Genomic DNA, 19,577 nt, shown 5'->3' with positions numbered 1-19,577 from the left:
TTACTTAATATTAATCATTATCCTTTGATTTAATGTTATGGTTAGTGAATAACCACTTACATCCTAGAGATATTAGTAGAAATAATATAAACTTGTGACAACGTAGTTAAATGGATACTTTATTTTGAAAAACAAGTTGCAGATAGGGTATAATTCTCTTTGCTTAGTATGTATTGCAAGTTATAATTAACTTACAAGATGTGTTTTTCAACCTCTTCATTTAGGGTATGAACACTACATATGTAAATAAAAATATTTTTAATATAGAAAGGATGATGACGTTGTCAAACAACAATTTCAAAGATGATTTTGAACGCAACCGTCAATCGATTGATCCTAAACCATCTCATAAAAAGCCTGATCATTTAGACAAGTCAGTTGACACAGAAACAAATCATCAAGAAGAACCTATAAAAGAAAAGCAGGAACAACATTTCCCACCGAGAAATGCGCATAAAAGACGTCAAAGAAGACGTGCTACTGCAACACATCAACGTGAAGAAAAGACAGAAAAACCAAATGACTTACATAGCCAAGAAGAAGAACCAACGAAAAAAGAGTCAAAAGGTCATATTTCTGAAACTGTAAAAGGTCAACAAAACGGCAAGAAAAAAGCTGCAGGTACAGCAGCAGGCAGTGTTGGCGGCGGTATTATCGGTAAAGATTTAGAAAAAAATCATGAAAAAGCTTCTGAATCTAAAGATGATAAGAAAGATAAAGATATCAAAAAAGAAGAACCCACAAATACTGAAAAAGACAACTCTGGTAAAAAAGCTGCAGCTGCTGGTGCAGCTGGAGGTACTGCTGCTGGTAAAGCTGCTCAAAAACATTCTGATAAGAAAAAAGATGAAAAGCAAAAAACTGAAGAGCAACCTAAAGAGAAAGACACAACAAAAAAAGACAACTCTGGTAAAAAAGCTGCTGCTGCCGGTGCAGCTGGTGTAGCTGGAGGCGCTGCTGCTGGTAAAGCCGCTCAAAAACATTCTGATAAGAAAAAGGCCGAAAAACAAAAAGCTGATGAACAACCTAAAGAGAAAGACACTGCGAAAAAAGACAACTCCGGTAAAAAAGCTGCTGCTGCCGGTGCAGCCGGTGTAGCTGGTGGTGCTGCTGCAAGCAAATCAGCGCATGCAGGTATTGGAAACGGAGGCGCAGGTAATGGCGGTTCTGGCAATGGTAGTTCCGGAAACGGCAGTGCTGGTAATGACGGAGAACCTCCTAAAAAGAATAAAGGCGGATTAAAAAAATTACTTCCTTTACTTTTAGGCTTATTATTAATCGCAGCTATCGCAATTTTTGCTGGTTTAGCATTAACAGAACAAGGCAGTCATAAAGCACAAGACGACAACAAAGTTGCACAAAAATCGGATAAAGACAAAAATAAAGATGCAGCTAAAGATAAAAATGAAGATAAAGATAAAAAAGCAGCAGACAAAAACAAAGATAAAAAATCTGATAAAGCAAAACACGATCATTCTAAACATCATGCCGCTTCAGATTCAGAAGCAACTGACGAATCACAAGCACAAGATCAAGACCAAAATGCTTATGATCAACAACAAAACGCTGCACAAAACCAAAACGGTCAATATAATCAAAATCAGCAAGGTCAACAAAACAATCAATACAACCAAAACCAACAAGCGCAACAAGCACAACAACATAATCAAGGTGGCCAAACACATACAGTATACGGTAAAGAAAACTTATATAGAATTGCAATCCAATACTATGGTGAAGGTACACCAGAAAATGTTGAAAAAATCAAACGTGCAAATGGTTTAAGCAACAATAATATTTCAAATGGACAACAACTAGTTATTCCACAATAATAATATTAGCCTCACTACAAAATGGTAGTGAGGTTTTTTCTTTCATTAATGCTTCACAATTTCTAATCTTTCTTAGATGAAAAAAGATGAATACCTTTTAAAAATTTGTATGACTGATATAATATTAGGGGTGTGAAGAAGGAGGTCAACTGTATGCAAACAGTAGAAAGTATCATTATCGGCGGCGGACCTTGCGGGTTAAGTGCTGCGATTGAACAAAAGAAAAAAGGAATTGAAACATTAGTAATAGAAAAAGGGAATGTTGTAGAGTCTATTTATAATTACCCTACGCATCAAACATTCTTTTCTTCTAGTGATAAATTAAGTATCGGCGATGTACCATTCATCGTTGAAGAGTATAAACCAAGAAGAAACCAAGCGTTGGTGTACTATAGAGAAGTTGTTAAGTATCATCAATTAAATATTCATGCATTTGAAGAAGTGCTTACAGTTAAAAAAATGGGTAAACGCTTCACAATTACAACAACTAAAGATACGTATCAATGTCGTTTCTTGACTGTTGCGACAGGCTATTACGGTCAACATAACGAATTGGAAGTAGAGGGTGCTAAATTGCCAAAAGTCTTCCATTACTTCAAAGAAGCACATCCTTATTTTGACCAAAACGTTGTGATTATTGGAGGTAAAAACTCAGCAGTTGATGCGGCGCTTGAACTAGAAAAAGCAGGTGCAAATGTGACAGTACTTTACCGTGGCTCAGATTATTCATCAGCAATCAAACCATGGATTTTACCTAACTTCGAATCATTAGTAAGACATGAAAAAATCGATATGCATTTTAATGCAAACGTGACTAAGATTGATGAGGATAGCCTAACATTTGAACAAGAAGGCGAATCTTATACAATTCCTAACGATTATGTCTTTGCGATGATCGGTTATCATCCAGACTATGACTTCTTACAAACGATTGGTATCGATATTAATACAAATGAATTCGGTACTGCACCTGTGTATGATAGAGAAACCTACGAAACAAATGTAGAAAATTGCTATATTGCAGGTGTTATTGCAGCTGGTAATGATGCAAATACTATTTTCATTGAAAATGGCAAGTTCCACGGTGGCATTATTGCACAAAATATTGTTTCTAAAAAACAAACACCGCTTGAATCTTAATTCAATACTCAAAAAACCGAGAAACAGTACTAGCTGCTTCTCGGTTTTTAGTTATATCCAATTATACTTGTGCATCAAAGTATGCTTTAAGTTGTTCTTTATCATAATGATTGCTCATCGCAACAAGGAGCTTAAGACGTGCTTTTTGACCATTCAAACCGTTTGAAAAGATGACGCCTCTTTGTGCTAAATCGTATCCGCCGCCTTCGTAAGCATAGATAGGACCAACAATACCGTTAAATGATCTTGATACCAGGATTACAGGAATACCTTTATCTAAACAAGCCATTAATCCTTTTAAAGCAGTAGGGGGTAAATTACCTTGTCCAAGTGCTTCAACTACAATACCGTCAACTGCTCTTTCACTGTAAAACAAGAAAATATCACTCGGCATATCCATATAAGCTTTAACAATAGGTACATCTAATTTCGGATTGATTTTATCTAGAATTTTATGTCTGTACGGTTTATGGTGAAACTGTACACTCGTTTTTGTTAATACACCTAATGGTCCATGGTTAGGACTTTGGAAAGTATTCGTATTTGATGTATGTGTTTTAGTTACATTTCGCGCAGTGTGAATTTCATCATTAAATACAACCATTACACCTTTATCAGATGAATCATCTGAAGCAGCCACACGAAGTGCTGAAATGAAATTATACAATCCATCTGAACCGATTTCGTTAGAGGAGCGCATTGCACCTGTGATTACAATAGGTTTGTCAGTTTGTGTAATTAAATCTAATAAGTATGCTGTTTCTTCTAAAGTATCTGTACCATGTGTAATTACAAAACCATCGTATTGATTATGCTTGCTGTTTTCTTCAATAACATCCCTGAGCTTAACAACATCTGCAATTGTCACATGGGGAGACGGCAGATTAATAGGGTTAATCTCAGTAACGTCTGCATATTGTTTGATAATATCATGGTGCTTTGAAATGGGATTTTCTTCATTTTCTACTACTTTATTGCTTTCATCTTCAGACATACTGATTGTACCACCGGTATGCATGACTAAAATCTTTTTCAATGTCATCGCTCCTATCTCTATAATACGTTTTTATGATAAAATAAATATGAATAAACGACAAGGGAAGGTTTTCTAGATATGAGTTTAATTAATATAGCTATTGATGGCCCTGCAGCAGCGGGCAAGAGTACCATTGCACGAAAGGTTGCTGAAAGCCATTCTATGATCTATGTAGATACAGGCGCGATGTATCGTGCAATTACCTATAAATATTTAAAAGAAGGTAAACCAGAAGACTTTCAATCTCTTATTGAAAATGTAACATTAAAATTGGTTTATGATGATGTGAAAGGTCAACGTGTGTTGTTAAACGATGAAGATATTACAGATTTCTTACGTTCTAACGAAGTCACACAAAATGTTTCTTACGTAGCATCTAAAGAACCAGTTAGAACATTTGCGGTTGAAGTACAGCAACAATTAGCTGCTGAGAAAGGGATTGTGATGGATGGACGTGACATTGGCACAGTAGTGTTACCAGATGCTGAATTAAAAGTATATATGATTGCATCTGTTGACGAACGTGCTGAACGCAGACAAAAAGAAAATGAAGCAAGCGGAATTCCTTCCTCTTTAGATCAATTAAAAAAAGAAATCAAAGCACGTGATGAATACGACATGTCTCGTGAAATATCTCCATTACGTCAAGCTGATGATGCAATTACTGTGAACACAACTGGAAAATCTATCGAAGAAGTAGCTGAAGTAATTAATCAACTTATCAGTGAAACACAAAACAAGCAGTCATAATTTTAGATGTTAGGCTGATGTTAATTATATTAATTTGTTTATAAAAATTCATAATCATTCTATGGCGATGCTAACAGATTCAAATAATTATGCCATACTGTGAATAATAAATGAGTTTTTGTGGTATATATTATAGTGAGAATAAATACGTACATTGGAACGTAAAAATAATACTTTTTTACTGCAGAACTTGAGAGAATTCTTCACTTTTTGTGAATAGAGGTGAATTTCTTGACAATTCTGTCAGTTTGTAAGATGTTATAATTATGTAGTGTACAAGGAGGCATACAAGATGACTGAAGAATTCAATGAATCAATGATTAATGAAATTAAAGAAGGAGATAAAATCTCTGGACAAGTCCAAAAAGTCGAAGAAAAACAAGTGATTGTTGATGTCGACGGTGGCAAATTTAGCGGTATTGTACCGATTAGTCAATTATCTACTCATCATATTGATAGCCCAAATGAGGTTGTCAAAGAAGGAGATGCGGTAGAAGCTTATGTGACTAAGGTAGAAAATGACGAAGAAAATGAAACAGGTGCATATATCCTTTCAATTCGTCAATTAGAACAAGAGAAGTCTTATCAATATTTACAAGAGAAACAAGAAAATAACGAAATTATCGAAGCAAAAGTAACTGAAGTCGTTAAAGGCGGTTTAGTTGTAGACGTAGGACAAAGAGGGTTTGTCCCAGCTTCATTAATTTCTACTGATTTCATTGAAGACTTTTCAAGCTTTGATGGACAAGTTTTAGAACTACGTGTTGAAGAACTTGATCCAGAAAATAATCGCGTCATCCTTAGCCGTAAAGCAGTTGAACAAGAGCGTAATGAAGCTAAAAAAGCTGAATTACTAGAATCTCTTAATGAAGGCGATGTAATTGAAGGTACAATCGCACGTTTAACTAACTTTGGTGCTTTCGTAGATATCGGCGGTGTTGATGGTTTAGTTCACGTATCTGAACTTTCTCACGAACACGTTGATAAACCGGAAGACGTTGTTTCAGTGGGCGAAAAAGTTAAAGTAAAAGTAAAATCTGTTGAAAGAGACTCAGAAAGAATCTCACTTTCAATTAAAGATACTTTACCAAGCCCATTCGAAAGTATTAAAGGTGAAATCCATGCGGATTCAGTAATTGAAGGTCGCGTGGTAAGATTAACTGACTTCGGCGCATTTGTAGAAATTGCTGCTGGCGTTCAAGGACTTGTTCATATTTCAGAAATCAGTCGCAAACATATCGCTAAACCTAGCGATGTACTAGCACCTAACCAAACAGTTACTGTGAAAGTACTAAGCGTTGATGAAGAAAATGAAAGAATTTCACTTTCTATCAAAGCAGCTGTACCAGCTGAAGAAGAAGTACTTCAAATCGACGATGACGAATCACGTGACTATGTTGAAGGTAAACATGAAGAAGAAGACAATGATAACCCAACATTAGGTGAAATGTTCGGCGACAAATTGAAAAACCTTAAATTTTAATAAGTAATTCGCTAACATCAGTCAAGACTGTAGTAAGTGTCCTAACTTCACACTTTACAGTCTTGACTTTTTATTGCCTAAATTTCTTTTGCTTTAAATAAGCCATGTGATAAAATTAACTAGATATATGAAAGAGAGGAAGTTAGCTTATGACTAAACCTGTTATTGCTATTGTAGGTCGACCGAATGTCGGTAAATCCACAATATTCAATAGAATTGTCGGAGAGCGTGTATCGATTGTAGAAGATACACCCGGCGTTACAAGAGACCGCATCTATTCTAGCGGTGAATGGTTGACACATGACTTCAATATCATTGATACAGGCGGTATTGAATTATCTGATGCACCATTCCAAACACAAATCAGAGCACAAGCTGAAGTCGCAATTGATGAAGCAGATGTTATTATTTTCATGGTTAACCAACGTGAAGGATTAACACAAACTGACGAAATGATTGCGCAGATGCTTTATAAAACAAATAAACCTGTCGTTTTAGCTGTCAACAAAGTTGATAATCCAGAAATGAGAGCAGACATTTATGATTTCTATGCACTTGGTTTCGGAGAACCATTCCCTATTTCAGGTTCACATGGACTTGGTTTAGGGGATTTGTTAGATGAAGTAGCTAAACACTTCAAAGATGAAGGCGACGATCTTTATGATGAAGACACTATCAGATTATCTTTAATCGGACGTCCTAATGTTGGTAAATCCAGCTTAGTCAATGCAATTCTTGGGGAAGATCGTGTTATTGTTTCTAATATCGCCGGAACAACACGCGATGCCATTGACACAGAATATTCTTATGAAGGACAAGATTATGTCTTAATTGATACAGCAGGTATGCGTAAAAAAGGTAAAGTATATGAATCAACAGAGAAATACTCTGTATTACGCGCATTAAAGGCCATAGAGCGCTCTAATGTCGTACTTGTTGTCTTAGATGCTGAAGAAGGTATTATTGAACAAGACAAGCGTGTTGCAGGGTATGCACATGAAGAGGGTAAAGCTATTGTTATAGTAGTAAATAAATGGGATACGCTTGAAAAAGACAGTAAAACCATGAAAAAATTCGAAGACGAAGTTCGTAAAAACTTCCAATTCTTAGATTATGCACCAATCGCATTTGTTTCTGCGAAAGAAAAACAACGTTTACGTACATTGTTCCCATTAATCAATGAAGCGAGCGAAAACCATAAAAAACGTGTTCAAAGCTCAACATTGAATGAAGTCATCACAGATGCTATCGCAATGAATCCAACACCGACTGATAAAGGTCGCAGATTAAAAGTGTTCTATGCAACACAAGTTGCTATTGAACCACCAACATTTGTGGTATTTGTTAACGATGAAGAACTAATGCACTTCTCATATAAACGCTACTTAGAAAATCAGATTCGAGATGCATTTGGTTTCGAAGGAACACCAATCAAAATAATTCCAAGAAAACGAAATTAGTATTGAAAGGATGAAGTATATGAGTAAGGTTGCCGTTTTTGGTATGGGCAGTTTTGGTACAGCATTAGCGAATGTACTCGCACAAAACGGTCACGAGGTCTTAATGTGGGGTAAAAATAAACAAAGCATTGAGGAAATCAATACTTATCATACAAATTCACGCTATCTAAACGAAGCTAAATTAGAAGAGACAATTAAAGCCACTTCTGATTTAGAAGAAGCTGTCAATTTTTCAGATACGTATCTGATTGCGTTACCAACAAAAGCTATTAGAGAAGTAGTTAAACAAATCGATGAGAAATTAGATTCGAAAAAAGTGTTTATCCATGTCGCAAAAGGAATTGAAAACTCAACATTCGAACGTGTATCAGAAATGATTGAAGATTCTGTTGCGCCAGAACATAATGGCGGTGTTGCTGTATTATCTGGACCAAGTCACGCGGAAGAGGTAGTTATTCAACAACCAACAACTGTTGCAGCTTCTTCTAAAGACCCAGAAATCAGTAAATTAACACAAGATTTATTTATGAATGAATATCTGCGTGTATACACGAATAACGATTTGGTTGGCGTAGAATTAGGAGGCGCTTTAAAAAACATTATTGCCGTGGCTAGTGGTATTGTAGCTGGTATGGGGTTCGGCGATAATGCTAAAGCAGCCTTAATGACACGTGGATTAGCTGAAATCAGCAGATTAGGGGAAGCACTTGGCGCAGATCCGATGACGTTTTTAGGTCTCGGCGGTATCGGGGACCTAATTGTAACTTGTACTTCAACGCATTCAAGAAACTATACACTTGGGTATAAAATCGGCCAAGGTAAAACAGTAGAAGAAGCACTTTCAGAAATGAACATGGTTGCTGAAGGGTTCTATACAACTGAATCTGTGCATAATTTAGCTAAAGAAAAACACATTGATATGCCGATAACATCTGCATTATATGGCGTATTGTTTGAAAATGTGCCATTAGAGAAAAGTTTAAAATTATTAATGGATAGAGACAAAAAGTCAGAATAGAAATTAAATTAATTTACTATTATTGTATATTTACACATAGGTGGCTAAAAAACCTTATAAATCGCGGTTTTATGCTTATAAATAATTGCGATAGTAAGAGCCGTTGTGTTAAAGTCATAGCATAATGATATTAAGTTATCATTAGCAAACCCTTGGGAGGTGACTCATAATGAACAAAACAGACTTAATTAATGCTGTTGCAGAACAAGCTGAATTAACTAAAAAAGAAGCTGGTTTAGCAGTTGATGCTGTATTCGAATCAATTCAAAACTCACTATCAAACGGTGAAAAAGTACAATTGATTGGTTTCGGTAACTTTGAAGTTCGCGAACGTGCAGCCCGTAAAGGTCGCAACCCGCAAACTGGTAAAGAAATCGACATCCCAGCAAGCAAAGTTCCAGCATTCAAAGCTGGTAAAGCTTTAAAAGATGCAGTTAAATAATGAATTCAATACTTAACAGAAAAGCCCTTTTCGGGGCTTTTCTTTTTATTACATACTTTTACATTGAATTACTTTTACGACTGAAATTGCTAGATATTGCAAGCAGTTGAACAAAAGTGATTTTATTTTTCTATATATAATGTTAAGATGATTATTGATTAATAACGTGAGGTGCAGACATGGATTCAACATTAAGTACATTAAAAAAACAAATAGATCGTAAGCTTAATGGTATACATAGTCATGAACCAATTCAGTATAATCATCAATTGGCTCATGTACTTGATGCGCAAGATATTTTGCCTGACGCAAAATTAGCATGCCTCGCAATTGATACATCCATGAGTCATCTTGATTCAATCACGAGTAGTCATCTTTCTAAAAATGCGATTCTGATAGGGGATTTGATCAGTGCACATTTTTATACGTTGACAGCATCTATCAATGATTCAGAATATCTAGAAGCTATGAGCAATGCAATCATTAAAGTAAACGAATTAAAAACCGCTTTGCATTACAAAACGCTTTCTCATGACGCGATAAAAGACGCAGTTCGATATATTGAAACTATTTTCCCTGCAATTACCATCCAGCATTTCAATCCAAATGTTGAATTAAGCAACGCAAAAGATAGTTTAATTCAATACGCTTCAGAAAATTATCCAGCGTATCTTAAAGATTATAGTGAAACAGAACTCGAAGCTATTTTTAATGAATTGCGCAGTAATATAAAATAAAGTAGAGGTAATATATATGGCTAAAAATAAAGCAGATAAAGAAAAAGTGCACAAAGTCTTTCAAAACATTTCCACTAAGTATGATCGACTCAATAATATTATCAGTTTTGAACAGCACAAAGTATGGCGTAAACGCGTCATGAAATCAATGCAAGTTAAACCTGGCAGCAAAGCATTAGATGTTTGTTGCGGTACAGCGGACTGGACAATTTCATTAAGCAAGGCTGTCGGTCCTACAGGTGAAGTCATTGGTCTAGATTTCAGTGAAAACATGTTAAAAGTTGGAGAAGAAAAGACTAAAAATATGGCTAACATTCAACTTGTACAAGGCGATGCCATGGAATTACCTTTTGATGATAATGAATTTGATTACGTAACAATTGGTTTCGGATTAAGAAATATCCCTGATTATGTCATTGCACTTAAAGAAATGAACCGTGTTTTAAAACCAGGTGGCATGGTGGTCTGCTTAGAAACAAGCCAACCTACAATCCCAGTTTTCAAACAACTTTATCAATTATACTTTAAATTTGTCATGCCGATTTTCGGTAAGTTTTTCGCTAAATCTAAAGAAGAATATGAATGGCTTCAACAGTCAGCTTTCAACTTCCCAGATCGTGATGAACTTAAAGCGCTGTTCCAATTAGCAGGCTTCAGAGATATTGAAGTTAAAAGTTTCACTGGCGGAGTTGCCGCAATGCATTTAGGGTATAAGGAAAAAGAAACAGCAAAAGGTGATTAATGTGGATAAGCTGAACATTAATAGAGAAGTTAAAAAAATTGAAAGACAACTGAAGGACACAATAAAAAGCAATAATGTTGTATTAGAAGAGGCGGCACACCATTTACTTTCATCAGGCGGTAAACGTGTGCGTCCGTCTTTTGTTATTTTAAGCAGTGAATATGGGGATTCACCTAGAAACAAAGATACTTATAAAATTGCTGTTTCGTTAGAATTGATTCATATGGCAACTTTAGTGCATGACGATGTGATTGATAAAAGTGATAAACGCAGAGGCCGTTTGACTATCAGTAATAAATGGGATCAAGATACAGCGATATTAACAGGGAATTACTTATTAGCTTTAGCTTTAAAACACATTGCATCAATTGAAGACAAAAGAATACATACAATTTTATCACATGCTATTGTAGATGTATGTCGTGGGGAACTCTTCCAATTCCAAGATCAATTCAACTCAAACCAACCTGTTACAAATTATTTACGTCGAATTAACCGCAAAACAGCTTTGTTGATTCAATTAGCGACAGAGCTAGGTGCATTATCTGCACATGCAGATACTAAAACGGCTAATAAAATGAAAAGAATCGGACATTATATTGGAATGAGTTTTCAGATTGTCGATGATATTCTAGACTTTACAAGTACTGAGAAACAACTAGGTAAACCAGTTGGCAGCGACTTAATGAATGGTCATATAACGTTACCAGTGCTATTAGAAATCAGAAATAATCCATCATTCAAACAAAAGATTGATGCATTACAACCAAATAGCCCAAAAGAAGATTTTATTTATTGTGTTAATTATATTAGACAATCTGACAGCATCGACCAATCTAAGCAAGTGAGTCGTCATTATTTACAAAAAGCAGTACGTTTGTTAGATGAATTAGAAGAAAACACAGCTACAACATGGTTTAAAAAGCTAATTAAGCGTATGGAATCTAGAAATGTATAAAAAACAATCACAAAATATTGAAAGCGCTTAAATAAACTGTTAAACTAAAAATGTATTTATTTAGATTCATAAAAATACACATCTATTTTCAGGAGGATTTGCGAAATGGAAAGAACTTTTCTAATGATTAAACCAGATGGTGTTCAACGTAATATCGTTGGAGAAATCATCACTCGTTTAGAGAAAAAAGGATTAAAACTCGTTGGCGGTAAATTTATGACTGTTTCCAAAGAATTAGCAGAAACACATTACGGTGAACATGCTGATAAACCATTCTACGAAGGTCTTGTTTCATTTATTACTTCAGCACCAGTATTTGCGATGGTAGTTGAAGGAGAAAATGTAGTAGAAGTAACAAGAAATATGATTGGTAAAACAAATCCAACTGAAGCAGCACCAGGTACTATCAGAGGTGACCTAGGCTTAACTGTAGGCAGAAATGTTATTCATGGTTCAGATTCTCCAGAATCTGCGAAAAGAGAAATCAGCTTATGGTTCGAACCTAATGAACTAAGTGTTTACACAGCCAACAATGAAGAATGGTTATACGAATAATAATATAGAGTATACAAATTAAATTCATTTTATCCAATGTAAACCAGATTGAATTACTTATTCAGTCTGGTTTTATTTTTTACCCGCTACAATAGTCAGAAAAATTTTACAATTAAATCATTTTAATTGTTTCTGTCCATATTTCACGTGTGCTATGATAGTAGGTATACTTATTATTACTAATTTGAAATGGAGTGATTGCATAATGAGATTTTTAACTTCTGGAGAATCCCATGGACCGCAACTGACTGTAATTGTTGAGGGCGTTCCAGCTAATTTAGCTGTAACAGCTGAAGATATCAACGTAGAAATGTTTAAACGTCAAGGCGGTTATGGTCGTGGTCGTCGAATGAAAATTGAAAAAGATGCAGTAGAAATTGTTTCTGGTGTGCGTAATGGCTATACATTAGGAAGCCCAATTACTTTTGTAGTGACAAACGACGACTTTACACATTGGAGAAATATTATGGGTGTTGCTCCTATTTCTGAAGAAGAACAAGAACAAATGAAACGTAAAATTTCAAAACCAAGACCTGGTCATGCAGACCTTGTCGGCGGTATTAAATACAATCATCGTGATTTAAGAAACGTCTTAGAGCGTTCATCTGCAAGAGAAACAGCTGCGCGTGTAGCTGTCGGTGCCTTATGTAAAATTTTATTAAAACAATTAGGTATTGATATATACAGCCGTGTCGTTGAAATCGGTGGTATCAAAGATGACGCTGAATATGATTTGGAAACAATTAAATCTCATGAAGATAGTAATGATGTTCGTGTTATCAATGAAGAAAAAGCACAAGCAATCAGAGATAAAATCGATCAAGCTAAAAAAGACGGCGATTCACTTGGTGGTGTCGTACAAGTAATCGTTGATCATATGCCAGTCGGTGTCGGCAGTTATGTTCATTACGATCGTAAATTAGACGGCAGAATTGCTCAAGGAGTAGTCGGTATCAATGCCTTTAAAGGTGTAAGCTTCGGCGAAGGATTTAAAGCAGCCGAAAAACCAGGCAGTCAAATCCAAGATCCAATTCTTTATAATGAAGAAACAGGCTATACACGTGCTTCGAACCATCTCGGCGGTTTAGAAGGCGGAATGAGCAATGGTATGCCGATTGTAGTCAACGGTGTGATGAAGCCTATCCCAACTCTTTATAAACCATTAGCTTCTGTAGATATTGAAACAAAAGAGCCATTCAAAGCTACAATTGAACGTTCAGACAGCTGCGCCGTACCAGCAGCAAGTATCGTTTGTGAACATGCAGTAGCATTTGAAATTACGAAATCATTATTAGAAGAATTCCAATCAAACTATATGGAACAACTTCAAGCACAAGTAGAAGAACGCAGACAACGTAACATTGAATTTTAAAATCAAAGGTGATTAAGATGCAACTGATGACAACATATCAAGACAATAACTATCCTATTATTATTCAGCATGATGCAATGACTCATTTAAGTACTTTTTTGTCACAATACAGAGATGTCGCTTTCATTGTTGATAAAAATGTAGCAAGTTTTCATCCAACCAAAATAGAACAAGCAACTTCAGCTATCAAATCAAATCAGATTTCACATATGATTTCAGTAAAAGGAAACGAACAAACGAAGTCCTTTTCTGTTTATGAGTCTGTGCTTGAACAACTTTTAGAAACAGGTATCACACGTAATACATGTATAGTCGCTATCGGGGGAGGCGTGGTTGGAGATTTTGCCGGATTTGTAGCTGCAACATTATTACGTGGCGTAGATTTTATACAAGTACCAACAACCATTCTTGCACATGATTCAAGCGTTGGTGGTAAAGTAGGTATCAATACGCCTCAAGGTAAAAACTTAGTAGGTGCTTTTCATCGTCCTAAAGCTGTTATATATGACTTAGACTTTTTAACATCATTACCTTATGTTGAAATCAGCAGTGGCTACGCTGAAGTATATAAACACGCATTATTGAACGGCGAAAGTGCGCTAAGAGAAATTGAAGCAGCTTATCCAAATATAACTGCATTATCAGAACTTAACCAATTAGATGATTTCTTACTTAAAGGTATTGAAACAAAACTGAATATCGTTGTTGCTGATGAACATGAACAAGGGAAACGCAAATTCTTAAATCTTGGTCATACCTTTGGACATGCGGTTGAATATCATGAGAAAATACCACATGGTCACGCAGTAATGATTGGTATCATTTATCAATTCATTGTTTCTAATCTCATTTTAGACACAAATTATGATATCCAACACTTCGTAGATTATATGCAAAAATTGGAATATCCGCTTGATGTTGTTTTAAATGCTGAATTCCAACCTTTATTAAATTTAATGTTAAAAGATAAGAAAAACGATCAAAATGGCGTTCAGATGGTGCTCTTGTCTGAAATTGGCAAACCAGTGGTGACACATGTTGATAATACTGTGCTCAAAAATGCATTTGAACAACTACAAAACCTGTTAAAGTGAGTGAAACTAATGAGTAAAACTGAAGAAATCAATGTTCAAGGTCCTTTACGCGGTGAAATAGAAGTACCTGGTGATAAATCTATGACACACCGTGCGATTATGTTAAGTTCATTAGCAGAAGGACAATCAACTATTTATAAACCTTTATTGGCAGAAGACTGCCTACGTACAATTCAAATATTTCGCCAACTTGGTGTTGAGTTTAAAGTTGAAGATGATAAAGTAATTGTAAATTCTCCAGGTTATCAAAAATTCGTTACACCGCATCAAACTTTGTATACGGGTAATTCAGGTACGACGACACGTATCATGGCTGGATTACTTAGTGGATTAGGAATTGATTCTGTATTATCTGGTGACGAATCTATCGGCAAACGACCTATGAACAGAGTCATTGATCCTTTAACTGAGATGGGCGCTGCAATTCGCGGTATTGATGGCAATTATACACCTTTAATAATCAATAAAGGACAAATTAAAGGCATCGATTATAAAATGCCAGTAGCAAGTGCACAAGGTAAAAGTGCCATTCTATTTGCGAGCTTATTTTCTGATGCGTCTTCTATAATCCACGAGATAGGTATTACACGCAACCACACGGAAACCATGTTTGCACATTATCAAATACCGATTAAAACTGATGGTATGACAATCGAAACGACACCACGTGCGATTGATTCTATTCAAGCAAGAGATTTTAAAGTACCGGGTGATATTTCATCAGCTGCTTTCTTTATTGTTGCAGCATTAATTACACCAGACAGCGATATTACAATTCATAATGTAGGAATGAATGAGACACGTTCTGGTATTATAGATATAGTACAGAAAATGAATGCGAACATTGAAATTTTCAATGTGACAGAAGGGGCGGAACCTACAGCTTCTTTACGCATCAAATACACACCCGATTTAAAACCACTCGACATATCAGGCGAATTAATTACACGCGCAATCGATGAAATTCCAATCGTTGCTTTGTTATGTACACAAGCACAAGGTTCAAGCGTGATTAAAGATGCAGAAGAGTTAAAATACAAAGAAACGAATCGAATTGAAACAACTTCAGATGAACTCGGCTTACTCGGCTTTGAAGTTCATCCAACCAATGATGGTTTTGTGATTCATCCATCTACATTCGAACATGCAGCAGAGGTAAGTTCTTACACTGATCATCGCATTGGAATGACCTTGGCAATTGCGTCACTATTAGGAACTGAACCGCTTCACATCAAACGATTCGATTCAGTCAACACTTCATTCCCAGAATTCTTACCTTTACTTAAATCGATAGCACAGAAAGGATAATTTGAAAGTATGGAAGATACACAAAAATTAATTGATGATATTCATCTGCAAAAAATAGATAACTTAGACAGCAGAGTTGAGCAAGCAATTTCAACAGCTGATGACGATACATTATTCATGTTAGGAGAAACACTCTATAACTATGGTTTAACTCCTCAAGGTTTAGAAGTATTTAGAGCCTTATATAATAAATATCCAAACGAACCAGAATTATTGATTTATTTCATTGATGGATTGATTTCTGAGGATAAGACAGATGAAGCTTTAGAATATTTGAGCCAAGCAGACCTGACTACAGAACGTTTAATGTTAGAAGCAGATTTATATCAACAAATTAATATGCTTGAAGTAGCCATTGATAAAGTTCAAGAAGCGATTGAGTTAGAACCGAATGATCCCGTTCTGCATTTCGCTCTTGCTGAATTGATGTACTTCGATGGGCAATATTTACGTGCGTCTGCAGAATATGAAACAGTTCTAGAAACTGGTGAATATATGGTAAACGGGGTCAACTTGTATGCGCGACTTGCAGATAGTGCTTTACAAAGCGGTAACTATGACGACGCAATTAAATTATATGACGACATTCATGAGCAAGACATGACCCCAGAAGACTATATGAAGAAAGCATTAGCATATGAAAAAAATGAATTAGTTCAAGAAGCCATTAAAATTATGAGCACATTAATGGAAAAAGACCCTGATTACATTCAAGGCTATTTTTATCTCCAACAGCTTTATTTACATCAAAGAGATTATAAGTCAGCCATTGAAGTCGGTCACGAAGGTTTACGACTTAATGTTTTCTACAAAGAGCTAATGTTATCAACAGGTAAACTCGAATTAGATCAAGGAGATGCTGAAAAAGGGGTAAAACTCTTACTTAACGCATTAGAAGTAGATAACGCTTATCAAGAACCTTTAATTGAACTTAGCAGCTATTATCGTACTAAAGAAGATAATGAATCGATTATCGCGCTCTTACAATATGCGAGCGAAGACGATTTAGATCCTCGCTTTATGTGGAACTTAGCTTATGCGTTAGGAGCAGAAGAACGTGATAAAGAAGCGCAGCATTTCTTCGATCTCGCTCATCCTACATTTGAAAATAATCCTGATTTCTTAGGAGATTATTACTTCTTCTTAATTGAAACAGGACAAATTGCACAAGCTAAACAATTATTACCTAAATTATTAGAACTTGATCCAAACAATGATGAATGGCAACAAGAAGCTGAACGACTGCAATACGATTAAGGTGTTGGTGAATTTTAATGAGAGATTATGAAAGTTTAAATCTGCAGAAGAAAAACTTGATTGATTATTTACTCTTTCAATATGAATTTAAATCTAGAATCAGCGTATGGGTATTGAATTTAATCAAGTCTGATATTCAGCGTTTAGAGAGCGTATATTTTGTAGATGAACCATTATCACATCGTAATACACTTGAACTTGCGGTGAATGAAACCTCAAGTATTGGAATTAAACTGACGCTTGATCAGAAGCAGTATCATAATACCAATGAAATCTTCCGTCTTATCGCATACGATAAGCCTGTGTTGGATATCAAAATTCATATCCCTAAAAGAGATATACGTATTGATGAAATTTTATTAGCACAATTGTTAACTTCACCAGAATATACGTCTCATTTGAGTGATCTGCATGCGGTCACAACGACACCGCAAGCTGAATTATCATTGATTCACCGTCTACAAAATACAATAGATTTAAGCTTGCAAATCAATGATCCTGAATACTTCTATCGACTGTCTCACTTATTAAATACGATTAAAGCGAAATCTTATAATTTCCCAACAAAGGAATGAAAGCGATGAGTATCTTGCAGTGGTGGAGATGGGCGTTATATGCACGCCCATTTCTTTTATTAGTTTTAGTTTGTAATATTTTAGGTACAATTTACGGTTACATATGGTATGGCAGTCAGTTAAAAGAAGCTGCATGGTATTATTGGGTATTTATTCCAGATAGTCCCACAGCTTCACTCTTTTTGTGTATTGCCATTTTGTTGTTCTTGTTGAATAAACAGTGTTCTATCATAGAAGCATTAGCATTTATGACGCTCATCAAGTATGGTGTATGGGCTGTTATCATGAATTTGATTTTATTTTATCAATACGATGAAATTACAATCAGCGGGATGATGTTATTAGTGTCACATGGCATCATGGCATTTGAGGCCATATTATTTTATCCACGCTTCAAAATCACTTTAGGTGCAGGTCTCATTGCGATTATTTGGATATTCCATAATGACTTAATAGACTATGTCTTTATGCAGTTTCCATACTATCCGTTTATCGATACGCATTTAGAACTTGTTGCATATATTGCGTTTATATTAAGTACGCTATGCATCATTTTATATTTTTATTTAAAACCTTTGATACGACGCAAATTAATTGACCAAAGTTTACGTTCTCAGTAAAATAATGTTATAAAGGAGTGAGCATTTTGTCTTTAGTAAGTATGATAATTTATTTTGCAATATTAATGATTTTGCCGCTTTGGGCACAACATAAAGTTAAATCTAACTACGAAAAATATTCACAAGTCAGATCGACAAGTGGTAAAACTGGACGAGAAGTGGCTGAAGAAATATTACACGCCAATGGTATCAATGATGTTGAAGTACTAGAAGGTCAAGGTTTCTTATCAGACCACTATGACCCGACTAAAAAAGTAATTCGTTTATCTCCTGCGAACTACAATCGTCCAAGTGTTGCTGCAACAGCGATTGCGGCACACGAAGTAGGGCATGCGATTCAAGACGCTCAAGGTTATTTCTACTTGAGATTCAGACACGCATTGTTCCCATTAGCTAATATCGGTAGCAGCTTGTCATACATTTTAATTATGGCAGGTATCGTATTAACTTCGATGCAAATGGCAATCGGTTCTACAGCGTTATGGATTGGGATTTTCTTAATGGCATTTGCAGTGTTGTTCTCAATCATCACATTACCTGTAGAATTTGATGCAAGTAAACGTGCGATGAATAATATCAAATCATTGCATATCGTTAATGACAAAGAATATAAACATGCACGCAAAGTATTGAGTGCTGCAGCAATGACATATGTAGCTTCAACAGCTGTTGCAGTTGCAGAATTATTAAGATTTATCTTAATTGCACGCTCAAGCGATTAATTTAATAAAGTAATGAAACCTTGCTCTCGCAGCAAGGTTTTTTATTTTGTTGAGATTGCACTTAAAATGCATAATAAAAAAATATAAGATATACTAGGAGTTAAGATGTAAGGAGATGAAATGCATGAAAACTATGTCAGAAATGCAAAAAGAAGTCGATGCATATATCGGCCAATTTAAAGCTGGTTATTTCTCACCCCTTGCGAATTTAGCACGTTTAACAGAAGAAGTCGGGGAGCTTGCTAGAGAAATCAACCATGTATATGGAGAAAAGAAAAAGAAAGATACTGAAGAGGAAAATACGATTAAAGCTGAACTCGGAGACAACCTGTTCGTTTTATTGTGTATCGCAAATTCTTTAGATATCGATATGACCGAAAGTTTTGATGAAACAATGCATAAATTTAATACACGAGATAAAGATCGTTTTGAACGTAAATAAAACTATTTAGAGAGATAAAGGAGAGTCGGTTTGA

20 protein-coding genes are annotated in these 19,577 nt (G+C 35.5%); 19 read left to right on the top strand and 1 reads right to left on the bottom strand.

All coding sequences use genetic code 11. The features are described from left to right. Window positions 1-281 precede the first annotated feature (281 nt). Both CD112_RS03055 and ypdA read left to right on the top strand, forming a co-directional pair. The gene (locus CD112_RS03055) at window positions 282-1,832 is read left to right on the top strand and encodes a LysM peptidoglycan-binding domain-containing protein (RefSeq protein ID WP_103363828.1); all 1,551 of its coding nucleotides are present in this window, start codon (window positions 282-284) and stop codon (window positions 1,830-1,832) included. A gap of 153 nt (window positions 1,833-1,985) precedes the next feature. Continuing rightward, window positions 1,986-2,972 (top strand): bacillithiol disulfide reductase YpdA, encoded by a 987-nt coding sequence (ypdA, locus tag CD112_RS03050; RefSeq protein WP_070463609.1) that lies wholly within the window; start codon window positions 1,986-1,988, stop codon window positions 2,970-2,972. Window positions 2,973-3,033: 61 nt separating this feature from the next. On the opposite strand, the gene CD112_RS03045 is transcribed toward ypdA, so the two are convergent. Then, window positions 3,034-4,008 carry an asparaginase gene (locus CD112_RS03045; RefSeq protein ID WP_103363827.1) on the bottom strand — a complete coding sequence of 325 codons (975 nt, stop codon included), beginning with the start codon at window positions 4,006-4,008 and terminating at the stop codon, window positions 3,034-3,036. 78 nt (window positions 4,009-4,086) lie between these two features. On the opposite strand from CD112_RS03045, the gene cmk reads away from it, so the two are divergent. The 17 genes from cmk to CD112_RS02960 all read left to right on the top strand — a co-directional run bounded on the left by cmk (window position 4,087) and on the right by CD112_RS02960 (window position 19,543). Beyond that, window positions 4,087-4,758, top strand: coding sequence for a (d)CMP kinase (cmk, locus tag CD112_RS03040; protein WP_023015186.1), 672 nt, complete (start codon window positions 4,087-4,089; stop codon window positions 4,756-4,758). A gap of 292 nt (window positions 4,759-5,050) precedes the next feature. Continuing rightward, window positions 5,051-6,241 carry a 30S ribosomal protein S1 gene (gene rpsA / locus CD112_RS03035; RefSeq protein WP_023015187.1) on the top strand — a complete coding sequence of 397 codons (1,191 nt, stop codon included), beginning with the start codon at window positions 5,051-5,053 and terminating at the stop codon, window positions 6,239-6,241. 149 nt (window positions 6,242-6,390) lie between these two features. Then, window positions 6,391-7,701 (top strand): ribosome biogenesis GTPase Der, encoded by a 1,311-nt coding sequence (der, locus tag CD112_RS03030; RefSeq protein ID WP_002480980.1) that lies wholly within the window; start codon window positions 6,391-6,393, stop codon window positions 7,699-7,701. Between the two features lie 19 nt (window positions 7,702-7,720). Continuing rightward, window positions 7,721-8,719, top strand: coding sequence for an NAD(P)H-dependent glycerol-3-phosphate dehydrogenase (locus CD112_RS03025; protein ID WP_023015188.1), 999 nt, complete (start codon window positions 7,721-7,723; stop codon window positions 8,717-8,719). A 169-nt stretch (window positions 8,720-8,888) separates the two neighbouring features. Then, window positions 8,889-9,161 carry a non-specific DNA-binding protein Hbs gene (gene hbs, locus CD112_RS03020; RefSeq protein WP_002480978.1) on the top strand — a complete coding sequence of 91 codons (273 nt, stop codon included), beginning with the start codon at window positions 8,889-8,891 and terminating at the stop codon, window positions 9,159-9,161. Window positions 9,162-9,340: 179 nt separating this feature from the next. After that, window positions 9,341-9,898 carry a heptaprenyl pyrophosphate synthase subunit A gene (locus tag CD112_RS03015; RefSeq protein ID WP_103363826.1) on the top strand — a complete coding sequence of 186 codons (558 nt, stop codon included), beginning with the start codon at window positions 9,341-9,343 and terminating at the stop codon, window positions 9,896-9,898. 16 nt (window positions 9,899-9,914) lie between these two features. Beyond that, entirely contained in the window at window positions 9,915-10,640 is a 726-nt protein-coding gene (locus tag CD112_RS03010) for a demethylmenaquinone methyltransferase (protein ID WP_023015189.1), read from the top strand. A gap of 1 nt (window position 10,641) precedes the next feature. Further along, entirely contained in the window at window positions 10,642-11,598 is a 957-nt protein-coding gene (locus CD112_RS03005; RefSeq protein WP_103363825.1) for a polyprenyl synthetase family protein, read from the top strand. A gap of 105 nt (window positions 11,599-11,703) precedes the next feature. Further along, window positions 11,704-12,153, top strand: coding sequence for a nucleoside-diphosphate kinase (gene ndk, locus CD112_RS03000; protein ID WP_002480972.1), 450 nt, complete (start codon window positions 11,704-11,706; stop codon window positions 12,151-12,153). A gap of 205 nt (window positions 12,154-12,358) precedes the next feature. Beyond that, entirely contained in the window at window positions 12,359-13,525 is a 1,167-nt protein-coding gene (aroC, locus tag CD112_RS02995) for a chorismate synthase (RefSeq protein ID WP_023015191.1), read from the top strand. Between the two features lie 17 nt (window positions 13,526-13,542). Further along, window positions 13,543-14,619: a 3-dehydroquinate synthase gene (gene aroB / locus CD112_RS02990; protein WP_103363824.1), complete on the top strand. Its 1,077-nt coding sequence runs from the start codon at window positions 13,543-13,545 to the stop codon at window positions 14,617-14,619. Window positions 14,620-14,628: 9 nt separating this feature from the next. Beyond that, entirely contained in the window at window positions 14,629-15,927 is a 1,299-nt protein-coding gene (gene aroA / locus CD112_RS02985) for a 3-phosphoshikimate 1-carboxyvinyltransferase (protein ID WP_103363823.1), read from the top strand. Between the two features lie 9 nt (window positions 15,928-15,936). Then, window positions 15,937-17,184 (top strand): tetratricopeptide repeat protein, encoded by a 1,248-nt coding sequence (locus tag CD112_RS02980; RefSeq protein WP_103363822.1) that lies wholly within the window; start codon window positions 15,937-15,939, stop codon window positions 17,182-17,184. Window positions 17,185-17,201: 17 nt separating this feature from the next. Further along, complete coding sequence (locus CD112_RS02975) at window positions 17,202-17,759, top strand: YpiB family protein (RefSeq protein WP_070848723.1); 558 nt, start codon at window positions 17,202-17,204, stop codon at window positions 17,757-17,759. A 5-nt stretch (window positions 17,760-17,764) separates the two neighbouring features. After that, the gene (locus CD112_RS02970; protein ID WP_103363821.1) at window positions 17,765-18,379 is read left to right on the top strand and encodes a DUF1405 domain-containing protein; all 615 of its coding nucleotides are present in this window, start codon (window positions 17,765-17,767) and stop codon (window positions 18,377-18,379) included. 41 nt (window positions 18,380-18,420) lie between these two features. Beyond that, the gene (locus tag CD112_RS02965; protein WP_096754697.1) at window positions 18,421-19,101 is read left to right on the top strand and encodes a zinc metallopeptidase; all 681 of its coding nucleotides are present in this window, start codon (window positions 18,421-18,423) and stop codon (window positions 19,099-19,101) included. Window positions 19,102-19,225: 124 nt separating this feature from the next. Next, window positions 19,226-19,543, top strand: coding sequence for a nucleotide pyrophosphohydrolase (locus tag CD112_RS02960; RefSeq protein ID WP_002480964.1), 318 nt, complete (start codon window positions 19,226-19,228; stop codon window positions 19,541-19,543). The last annotated feature ends 34 nt before the right edge of the window (window positions 19,544-19,577 follow it).

Origin of the sequence: Staphylococcus simulans (assembly GCF_002902285.1) — a bacterium.
Classification (GTDB): domain Bacteria; phylum Bacillota; class Bacilli; order Staphylococcales; family Staphylococcaceae; genus Staphylococcus; species Staphylococcus simulans.
The sequence above is the reverse complement of the archived record's forward strand: the minus strand, read 5'-3'. Positions and strand labels throughout refer to the sequence as shown.